This is a genomic window from Streptomyces sp. NPDC059092 (genome assembly GCF_042756365.1).
Classification (GTDB): Bacteria; Actinomycetota; Actinomycetes; order Streptomycetales; family Streptomycetaceae; genus Streptomyces.
The window spans coordinates 47,789-57,463 of sequence record NZ_JBHZEJ010000054.1 but is presented as its reverse complement, the minus strand read 5'-3'; the positions used below and the strand labels follow the sequence as shown (position 1 = coordinate 57,463).

6 protein-coding genes, 3 tRNA genes and 1 pseudogene are annotated in these 9,675 nt (G+C 69.1%); 5 read left to right on the top strand and 5 right to left on the bottom strand.

Features of this window, described 5'->3' with window-relative positions:
• Positions 1-434 precede the first annotated feature (434 nt).
• Positions 435-518, bottom strand: a pseudogene (locus tag ACFXPL_RS26655) (IS5/IS1182 family transposase); the annotation flags it as partial.
• A 38-nt stretch (positions 519-556) separates the two neighbouring features.
• Complete coding sequence (locus ACFXPL_RS26650) at positions 557-1,588, bottom strand: saccharopine dehydrogenase family protein (protein WP_384924247.1); 1,032 nt, start codon at positions 1,586-1,588, stop codon at positions 557-559.
• A gap of 102 nt (positions 1,589-1,690) precedes the next feature.
• On the opposite strand from ACFXPL_RS26650, the gene ACFXPL_RS26645 reads away from it, so the two are divergent.
• On the top strand, positions 1,691-2,740 hold the full coding sequence (locus ACFXPL_RS26645) for a helix-turn-helix domain-containing protein (protein ID WP_384924245.1): 1,050 nt from the start codon (positions 1,691-1,693) through the stop codon (positions 2,738-2,740).
• Between the two features lie 455 nt (positions 2,741-3,195).
• Here the strand turns inward: ACFXPL_RS26645 and ACFXPL_RS26640 are convergent.
• From ACFXPL_RS26640 to ACFXPL_RS26630, 3 genes are all read right to left on the bottom strand, one after another.
• Positions 3,196-3,272, bottom strand: a tRNA-Ile gene (locus ACFXPL_RS26640).
• A 259-nt stretch (positions 3,273-3,531) separates the two neighbouring features.
• Positions 3,532-3,604, bottom strand: a tRNA-Asn gene (locus ACFXPL_RS26635).
• A 5-nt stretch (positions 3,605-3,609) separates the two neighbouring features.
• A tRNA-Asn gene (locus ACFXPL_RS26630) sits at positions 3,610-3,682 on the bottom strand.
• Between the two features lie 217 nt (positions 3,683-3,899).
• Here ACFXPL_RS26630 and ACFXPL_RS26625 point away from each other — a divergent pair.
• From ACFXPL_RS26625 to ACFXPL_RS26610, 4 genes are all read left to right on the top strand, one after another.
• Entirely contained in the window at positions 3,900-4,211 is a 312-nt protein-coding gene (locus tag ACFXPL_RS26625) for a YtxH domain-containing protein (protein WP_384924243.1), read from the top strand.
• Positions 4,212-4,262: 51 nt separating this feature from the next.
• Complete coding sequence (locus ACFXPL_RS26620) at positions 4,263-5,732, top strand: FGGY family carbohydrate kinase (RefSeq protein WP_384924241.1); 1,470 nt, start codon at positions 4,263-4,265, stop codon at positions 5,730-5,732.
• Positions 5,733-6,001: 269 nt separating this feature from the next.
• Positions 6,002-7,735: an ABC transporter ATP-binding protein gene (locus tag ACFXPL_RS26615; protein ID WP_384924239.1), complete on the top strand. Its 1,734-nt coding sequence runs from the start codon at positions 6,002-6,004 to the stop codon at positions 7,733-7,735.
• On the top strand, positions 7,735-9,660 hold the full coding sequence (locus ACFXPL_RS26610) for an ABC transporter ATP-binding protein (protein ID WP_384924237.1): 1,926 nt from the start codon (positions 7,735-7,737) through the stop codon (positions 9,658-9,660). Before ACFXPL_RS26615 ends, ACFXPL_RS26610 begins: the two co-directional genes overlap by 1 nt.
• Positions 9,661-9,675 lie beyond the last annotated feature (15 nt).

The window sequence follows — 9,675 nt, the reverse complement described above, 5'->3', positions numbered from 1 at the left end:
CCGGCGTGGAGACCGAACGCGCCCGCAGGCCACCTGCCGCGGGCGCGTACGGTCTCCACACCCCCCACCATGACGCACCAGCACACCGCGGTGGAACCGCAGCGCTCCGAGCTCTCCCCGACCATCAACGCACTGCCCCGTGCCTCAGCCAGTACGTCTTCGTACTCTTCGGCGGTCCAGCAACTGACGAAAGCCCGCGGAGCTTCCTGTTCAAAGCCATTACTGAGGTGGGCGAAGGAGGGCGGTTTCTGATCTCACCAAAGCTTGGCCGAGCCCATCCTGGCGCGAGGAGAGAGTTCGTGGCGGTCCATCGTCAGGGCGTGCCGAGCACCGTAGCTGGTCGTCACCACCCACCGGTGTGGCGAGGTCCTGGAAGCAGGGCTGAAGCGCATCACCCGTGTGGGCGGGCTGCCGACGAGGGAGACTCGCCGCGACCGCACCCGGTACTCCGGAATCAACGGCCGCGCGATCTCCCACAACCCATCAGGAACGATCCATCCCCACTGACCACTCCCCATGACCCAGCTCTACCCCAACCCGCCACATAGGACACGGTCTAAGGGTGCAGTACCAAGGAGATGTGCGAGGACAGTGCGCGGAGGAAGCCGGGCGCGTCGAACATCTTGCCCGCGGAGGCGACGCCGACTGCCCTGGTCCGGCCCGTGAGGATGCGGTCGACCGCTTCGACCGCGAGCGGTGCGGTGACGGCATAGATGTCCTGGCCTCTGGCCACGGCGCGCCGTTCGGTGCCGCCCAAGCGCACGACGACGTCGACGAGGAAGGTCTGTGCGGACCGCCCGTGCTCGTCGACCGCAGTGGGAGTCGGCGTGTCCGGGGCCGACACGCCCCTGGCCGCTTCGGTCGTCATGTAGGTGCGTACTTCGGGGATGGACAGGTGGCTGGGGATGGTGACGACGTCGGCCATGGTGAACTCGCCGATGACGGCCCGGAGTCCCAACGGGTCAGGGAAGGGCCACTTCAGGGTGGGCAGGTCATCGTTGTGGTACTCCAGCCGCCCCTTCGTGAAGCGGACACGGCGCCCGTTTCGCCGCTCGACGGAGACCTTGCCTGCGGCGCGCGTCCCTTCCGTGGGGGCCCAGCTGTTCAGCCCGTACGCGATGTGCGCCTCGTTCGCCTCGGTCCAGTCGCCCATCGCCGCGGTGGCCAGCAGGTCGCCGAGACCACCGTAGAAGGCCATCGCGGGGACGATCGCCGTGCCCGCGTCGCGGGCACGGTCCGCGAACCGCGCGAACGTATCGGCGTTGGCCTCGATCTCGGCCGCCACATCGACGTACGGGATCCCGGCCCGCAGGGCCGCCTCGATCACCGGGGCAGCCGTCGTGGCGAAGGGACCCGCGCAGTTGACGGCGGCTGCCGCACCTGCCAGCGCGCGGTCGAGCGACGCCGGGTTGTCGACCGAAGCAGGGCGAACCTCGACTCCGGGGTACTCATCCGCCAACACCTTCAGCTTGTGGGCATCGCGCCCGGACAGGACCGGGACCAATCCGCGCTCCCGCAGGTGTGCCACCACGAACCGGCCGGTGTGCCCATACGCGCCGTACACCGTCACCATCTGCCCCGCTGCCATGACTTCTCCCCGGTGCTTGAACCGATCAACTGCGACGATCCTGGCGCGGTTGAAGCCTCACCCGTGAGTGTCTGGAACGACATCTCCCATACAATTCCGGACATGAAAACTGTCGCGCTGGCCGTCACCGACGGGATGCTGCACTTCGAACTGTCCGTGGCCCATGAAGTCTTCGGCTCCGCCCCGGACGGAGTCACCGTCCCCTGGTACGACATCTCGGTCTGCGGGTCGGACACGGTGCGGTTCGGCCAGTTCCTGCTGGAGCCCGACCACGGCCTCGACCGGCTCCAGGGCGCCGACACCGTGATCGTCCCCGGCTGGGCCGACGTCGACGTGGCCCCGCCCGCCGAACTGGTTGAGGCGGTACGCGCGGCCCACGACGCGGGCGCCCGCGTAGTCTCCCTGTGCACGGGCGCGTTCGTGCTGGCCGCCGCGGGCGTACTGAACGGCAGGCGAGCCACCACCCATTGGGCGCACACCGACGACCTGGCCTCCCGCTACCCCAACGTGGAGGTCGACCCGGACGTCCTCTACGTGGACAACGGCAGCGTGCTCACCTCCGCGGGCAAGGCTGCCGCGCTCGACCTGTGCCTGCATCTCGTCCGCCTCGACCACGGCTCGTCGATCGCCAACACCGTCGCCCGCCGCCTCGTCGTACCACCGCACCGGGCCGGCGGCCAAGCCCAGTTCGTCACCGCCCCGGTGCCCACCCAGGACGACCACCCGCTCGCCGCCCTGCTCCCCTGGATCATCGAACGGCTCGACCAGCCGCTGACCGTGGAGGACCTGGCCCGCCACGCACGGATGAGCTCACGCCACCTGGGCCGCCACTTCCACGCGGCGACCGGCACCACCCCCCTGCAATGGCTGCTGACCCAACGGATCCGCCACGCCCAGGAACTGCTGGAGAAGACCGACGAGAGCATCGACACCATCGCAGCGGCCACCGGCATGGGCACTGCCACAACGCTGCGCCGACACTTCAACCGCACCCTCGGCGTGCCACCGGACACCTACCGCCGCACCTTCCGCTCCCGGACCCGTCCTTCCTCAGGACCGGCAACCGGCCGAGCAGCACACGGTCGTGCACAGGAGTCATCAGACATCAACGCAGCTCAACGCCCTAGCCAGCTCCGCCACCGCGATCCCTGACCGCCTCTCGCACCACTGCGAGGCCGTGTCCATCAACGGCCTCAGCTACCGGCTGGAAGAACCGCCTCAAAGCATCGAGCGGGAGACCGAAGTGGCCTCACAGCTGGGAACGTTCAACCGTACGCGACTGGGGAGTTGAGTCCGTACGCCGACAGTAACCCGCTTCGCACGTCGAGGGACCCCGGAATCCCTACCGATATGCCTGACCGATGGGGCGTCGACAACGGCTCGGATATTCGGTGGGGTGTGCGGCGTGTCACACGAAGGAGCCGGGGGTTCGCCGTGGGATCATCATCGTGAGCCCCAGGGCCCATTCCGCCTAAAACACCAGGTCAAGAAGCCAAGGCGTGGTGAGACGAACCAGCGGCACGCCGCCTCGCCTCACCAATGCGAGGCAGTCGCCACACGCGAAACCACCCCTCCAAGGGTGTTTCCGCAGGTCAAAACGTTTTTCGTGGTGGGGCGAGTGGGACTCGAACCCACGGCCGACGGATTATGAGTCCGCTGCTCTAACCGGCTGAGCTACCGCCCCTAACGGCGCGTCGCGCACATTTGTGCGCGCCGTCTGCCGCAGCATAGCCGCTCATACGATCTCCTGCTTCGGATGGTCGGCATCACTTGACCATGAAGACTTCGCCGCGCCCTGCCCGGTTCCAGGAACGTGTGGGTACAGCCGTACGAGGGACACGGGGGCGTCGCGTGGACGCCGTTGCGGGTGTGGCCGTGGGGCGGGCCCAGCGAAAGCGGACATAACGAAAAAGGACCCCTAAGGGTCCCTTCCGTCTTTCCCGCTCCCCCGGCTGGACTCGAACCAGCAACCCTCCGGTTAACAGCCGAATGCTCTGCCAATTGAGCTACAGGGGATCGCGCTCCCCCGACTGGACTCGAACCAGTAACCTGCCGGTTAACAGCCGGCTGCTCTGCCAATTGAGCTACAGGGGATTGCTGCGTGTGCACCGAACGCACCTACCCGGGTCCTCCCGAGCGGCGCACGTTCGCTGCGACACATACATTAGCGCAAGCAGGGGGGTGCTCCGCCAATCGGTATCGAGCCGGGTCACCTCGGGTGTCACTGGCCGGGACGGGGTAGGCGGAGGGCACAGACCAACGGTCCGACGCCGGCGCACGGGACGCCGACATCAAGGAAGGCTGGGCAGCCATGCGGTACCGCCTCACGTTCATCGCCGGACTCGCTTGCGGATACGTTCTCGGAACGCGGGCGGGCCGGGAGCGCTACGAGCAGATCAAGAAGTCCGCGCGGCAGGTCTCGCAGAATCCTGCGGTGCGCAACGCCGCCGAGTCGGCCGCGCGGACCGGCCGTGAGGTCGCGGGGCGGGCGTATCACTCCGTGAACGGCGTGGTCGGGGAGAAACTCGGGGACAAGGTGCCCGAGTCCGTCGCCCAGCGCGTCCGCTCGCTGCGGGAACGGAGCCAGAACGGTCTCGACGACTGGGGTACCAGCAATACCTGATCACCCCGGCCGCGCGCTGTTCATGGCGCGCGTGGGGCAGAATCGGATGTCATGGGAATAGTCGCCGGGTTGGACAGTTCGTCCGGGTTCACGCGTGTCGTCGTCTGCGACGCGGACACAGGTGCCGTACTGCGTCAGGGGTACGCGCAGCATCCGGTCGAGCCCAAAGCCACCGAGGTCGACCCCGAGGTGTGGCTGCTGTCCCTCGGTGAGGCGGCCTCGGGCGGGCTGCTGGAGGGCGTGCAGGCCATCGGTGTGGCGGCGCAGCAGGACGGCATGGTGGCGCTGGACCGGCACGGACACCCCGTACGGGCCGCGCTCATCGGCAACGACAAGCGCGCGCAGGTCGCCGCCGCCGATCTGGTCGACGCGCTGGGCGGGCGGCAGGCGTGGGCCGAGGCTGTCGGGTCCGTACCGCAGTCGAGCCGGCTCGTGGCGAAGCTGCGCTGGATGGCGCGGGCCGAGCCGGAGGCGGCGCACCGGACCGCGCTGGTGCTTCAGCCGCACGACTGGCTCGTCTGGCAGTTGCTCGGCCGTCCCGCGCGCCGGACGACCGACCGGGGCGCGGCCTCGGGGACCGGCTACTGGTCGGCCCGTACGGGGGCGTACCGGCCGGATCTGGTGGAGCTGGCGCTCGGGCACCAGGCGGCGCTGCCGGAGGTGCTCGGTCCCGCCGACGCGGCGGGGACCACGCCGGAGGGGCTGCTGATCTCCGCGGGGACCGGCGAGACGATGGCCGCGGCCTTCGGGCTCGGGGTCGGGATCGGGGACGCGGTGGTGTCGCTGGGTGCCTCGGGTTCCGTGATGGCCGTGCACCACGAGGCGGCGGCCGATCCGTCCGGGCTGATCACCTCCTTCGCGGACGCCACGGGCATGCACCTGCCGGTGGTCCACACGCTGAACGCGGTCAGAGCGCTGCGCGGTACGGCGGAGCTGCTGGGGACGGCGGATCTGGGTGAGCTGTCGGCACTGGCGCTGAAGTCCACTCCGGGCTCCTCGGGGCTGGTGTTCCTGCCGTATCTGGAGGGCGAGCGGACCCCGCAGCTCCCGCACACGGCGGGCACGCTGACCGGTCTGCGGCGCGAGTCGATGAAGCCGGAGCATCTCGCGCGGGCCGCGTTCGAGGGGATGCTCTGCTCGCTCGCCGACGCGATGGACGTGTTGCGCGGGCGCGGGGTGGAGGTGCGCCGGGTGTTCCTGCTGGGCGCCGCCGCCGAGTTGCCCGCCGTACAGGCCCTGGCGCCGTCGATCTTCGGCGCGCAGGTCGTCGTGCCGCAGCCGGCGGACTACGCGGCGCTGGGCGCGGCGCGACAGGCGGCATGGGCGCTCGGGGTCGCACGGGGGACGCACTCGCCACAGCACCCGCCGGCCTGGCAGGGCGCGGCGGCGCAGGTCTTCGAGCCGGGTGACGACACGGCGGTGGGGGCGGCCGTACGGCATCAGTACCGGGCGACGCGGGAGCAGGTGCACCCGGGGGCGTTCGGGCCCGGGGCGCTCGGGCAGGGGCCTCTCGGGGGCTGAGTCCGGGGATCTTCGGGGCCGAGTCCGGGGGATCCCGGGGGCTGAGCGCGGGCCCGCGCGGGGAGACTGTTCCCAGGGGGAACGGGGTGAGCGGGTCGCGGGGGCGGGGTGCCGGTCCGGGGCGTTCTTGACCCGTCCTTGGACTTAAACCCTTGGGGTTCGGCGGGTGGCGTGCCGCAAGATGGAGGGTCGGGATCTCCCCCTGATCTTCGCCGACCGGTCTTCGCCGTTCGGCCAGCCGAATCCGAGCCGAGCCCGAGAGACTGCGTGTGCTGCTACGACTTCTGCGAGCCCGTCTCGCCCCGTACAAGAAACCGATAGCCCTGCTGGTGGCGTTCCAGCTTCTGCAGACGATCGCCACCCTTTACCTGCCGACCCTCAACGCCGACATCATCGACAACGGTGTGGTGAAGGGGGATTCCGGCTACATCCTGCAGTTCGGCGGCGTCATGATCGCCGTCAGTGTCGTCCAGGTGATCTGCAACATCGGCGCCGTGTACTACGGCGCGCGGACCGCTTCCGCCCTCGGCCGGGACGTGCGGGCCGCCGTCTTCGGGCAGGTGCAGAGCTTCTCCGCCCGTGAGATGGCGCGCTTCGGGGCGCCTTCGCTGATCACTCGTACCAGCAACGATGTCCAGCAGGTGCAGATGCTGGTCCTGATGTCGTTCACGCTGATGGTGTCCGCGCCGATCATGTGTGTGGGCGGGATCGTCATGGCGCTCGGCCAGGACGTGCCGCTGTCGGCGGTGCTGCTGGCGGTGGTGCCGGTCCTCGGGATCTCCGTGAGTCTGATCGTCAAGAGGATGCGGCCGCTGTTCCGTACGATGCAGACGCGGCTGGACACGGTCAACCGGGTGCTGCGTGAGCAGATCACCGGTAACCGGGTGATCAGGGCGTTCGTCCGGGACGAGTACGAGAAGGGGCGCTTCAAGGGCGCCAACACCGAGCTGACCGATGTCGCGCTGTCGACCGGCCGGCTGATGGCGCTGATGTTCCCGACCGTGATGACGGTGGTGAACCTGTCGTCGATCGCCGTTGTCTGGTTCGGCGCGCACCGGATCGAGAGCGGCGGGATGCAGATCGGGGCGCTGACCGCGTTCCTCGCGTATCTGATGCAGATCGTGATGGCCGTGATGATGGCCACCTTCATGTTCATGATGGTGCCGCGTGCCGAGGTGTGCGCCGAGCGCATCGAGGAGGTGCTGGACACCCGGTCGAGCGTCGTACCGCCCGAGAACCCGGTGCGGGAGCTGCGCCGGCACGGACACCTGGAGATACGGAGCGCCGAGTTCCGGTTCCCGGGTGCCGAGGAGTCCGTCCTGCGGGAGGTCTCGCTGACCGCGCGGCCCGGCGAGACGACGGCGGTCATCGGGTCGACGGGCAGCGGGAAGTCGACGCTGCTCGGGCTCGTCCCCCGGCTGTTCGACACGACGGGCGGGGAGGTGCTGGTGGACGGTTCGGACGTACGCGGGCTCGACCCCGCGCTGCTGGCGAAAACGGTGAGTCTGGTGCCGCAGAAGCCGTATCTGTTCTCCGGGACGGTCGCGACGAACCTGCGGTACGGCAACCCGGACGCGACCGACGAGGAGCTGTGGCACGCGCTGGAGGTGGCGCAGGCCAGGGAGTTCGTCGCGTCGCTGGAGGGCGGGCTGAACGCGCCGATCGCGCAGGGCGGCACCAATGTCTCCGGCGGGCAGCGGCAGCGCCTCTCCATCGCGCGGACGCTGGTGCAGCGACCGGAGATCTATCTCTTCGACGACTCGTTCTCGGCACTGGACTACGCGACGGATTCGGCGCTGCGGGCCGCGCTGGCGCGGGAGACCGCCGAGGCGACCGTACTGATCGTCGCCCAGCGGGTCTCCACCATCCGGGACGCCGACCGGATCGTGGTCCTGGACGAGGGCCGGGTCGTGGGCGAGGGAAAGCACCACGAGCTGATGGCGGGCAATGAGACATACCGGGAGATCGTGCTCTCCCAACTGACCGAGGCGGAGGCTGCCTGATGAGCGGTCCTGGCGGACGCATGACGATGGCCGCGTCGACGCAGCGGTCGATGGATTTCAAGGGGTCGGGCAAGCGGCTGCTGCGGCGGCTGTCGGTGGAGAAGACCACGCTGTGGTGGATGGTCGGGGCGGGCGTGCTCAGCGTCGGGCTCTCCGTGTGGGGGCCCAAGATCCTCGGGCAGGCCACCAACCTGATCTTCGCGGGGGTGATCGGCCGGCAGAGCCCGGCGGGTGTCACCAAGGAGCAGACCCTCGACGGGCTGCGGGCCAAGGGGGACGACGGGCTCGCGGATCTGCTCTCCGGGGTGGACTTCCGCCCCGGGCACGGCATCGACTTCGGCGCGGTCGGCACCGTGCTGCTGACGGCGCTGGCCGTGTACGTCGGTGCCGGGCTGCTGATGCTGGTGTCGAGCCGGCTCTCGATCCGCGTCATCAACAACACCGTGTACCGGATGCGCGAGGACATCCAGGCGAAGCTGTCGCGGCTGCCGCTGTCCTACTTCGACCAGCAGCCGCGCGGTGAGGTCCTCAGCCGGGCGACGAACGACGTCGACAACATCTCGCAGACCCTTCAGCAGACGATGGGCCAGCTCGTCAACTCGCTGCTGACGATCGTCGGCGTGCTGGTGATGATGTTCTGGATCTCGCCGCTGCTGGCGCTGGTCGCGCTGGTGACGGTGCCGCTGTCGGTGTTCGTGGCGGCGAAGGTCGGCAAGCGGTCGCAGCCCCACTTCGTCGAGCAGTGGAAGGTCACCGGCTCGCTCAACGCCCATGTGGAGGAGATGTACACCGGGCACTCCCTGGTGAAGGTCTTCGGGCGGCAGGACGAATCGGCCGAGATGTTCCGCGAGCAGAACGACAAGCTGTACGAGGCCGGGTTCAAGGCGCAGTTCAACAGCGGGATCATGCAGCCGCTGATGTTCTTCATCTCCAACCTCAACTATGTGCTGGTCGCGGTGGTCGGCGGGCTGCGGGTCGCCTCCGGCACGCTGTCGATCGGTGACATCCAGGCGTTCATCCAGTACTCGCGGCAGTTCTCGATGCCCCTGACCCAGGTCGCCTCCATGGCCAACCTCGTGCAGTCCGGGGTCGCCTCCGCCGAGCGGATCTTCGAGCTGCTGGACGCGGAGGAGCAGGAGGCGGACGCCCCGGCGGTGGAGCGGCTGCGCGGGGCGCGGGGCCAGGTGGTGCTGGAGGGCGTGTCGTTCCGGTACGAGGCCGACAAGCCGCTGATCGAGGACCTGTCGCTGGCCGTGGAGCCGGGGCAGACGGTGGCGATCGTGGGTCCGACGGGGGCGGGCAAGACGACGCTGGTGAATCTGCTGATGCGGTTCTACGAGGTGACGGGCGGCCGGATCCTCCTGGACGGCGTGTCCGTGGCCCGGATGTCGCGGGAGGAGCTGCGGTCCGGGATAGGCATGGTCCTTCAGGACACCTGGCTGTTCGGCGGGACGATCGCGGAGAACATCGCGTACGGGGCCTCGCGTGAGGTGTCACGGGAGGAGATCGAGGAGGCGGCACGGGCGGCGCACGCGGACCGGTTCGTACGGACCCTCGCGGACGGCTACGACACCGTCATCGACGACGAGGGTTCGGGCGTCAGCGCGGGCGAGAAGCAGCTCATCACCATAGCCCGCGCCTTCCTGTCGGACCCGGTGATCCTGGTCCTGGACGAGGCGACCAGCTCGGTCGACACCCGTACCGAGGTGCTGATCCAGAAGGCCATGGCACGGCTGGCCCATGGCCGGACCAGCTTCGTCATCGCGCACCGCCTCTCCACCATCCGTGACGCGGACGTCATCCTCGTCATGGAAGCGGGCAGCATCGTCGAACAGGGCACGCACGAAGAGCTCCTGGCCTCGGACGGCGCCTACGCCCGCCTCTACCAGGCGCAGTTCGCCCAGGCGGTGGTCGAGGTCGACTGACGTCGGCGACCGCGG

Bases quoted from the DNA above. Each gene is read 5' to 3' on its own strand.
- ACFXPL_RS26650 (WP_384924247.1), bottom strand. From the start codon at position 1,588: ATGGCAGCGGGGCAGATGGTGACGGTGTACGGCGCGTATGGGCACACC.
- ACFXPL_RS26625 (WP_384924243.1), top strand. From the start codon at position 3,900: ATGCGGTACCGCCTCACGTTCATCGCCGGACTCGCTTGCGGATACGTT.
- ACFXPL_RS26610 (WP_384924237.1), top strand. From the start codon at position 7,735: ATGAGCGGTCCTGGCGGACGCATGACGATGGCCGCGTCGACGCAGCGG.
- ACFXPL_RS26645 (WP_384924245.1), top strand. From the start codon at position 1,691: ATGAAAACTGTCGCGCTGGCCGTCACCGACGGGATGCTGCACTTCGAA.
- ACFXPL_RS26620 (WP_384924241.1), top strand. From the start codon at position 4,263: ATGGGAATAGTCGCCGGGTTGGACAGTTCGTCCGGGTTCACGCGTGTC.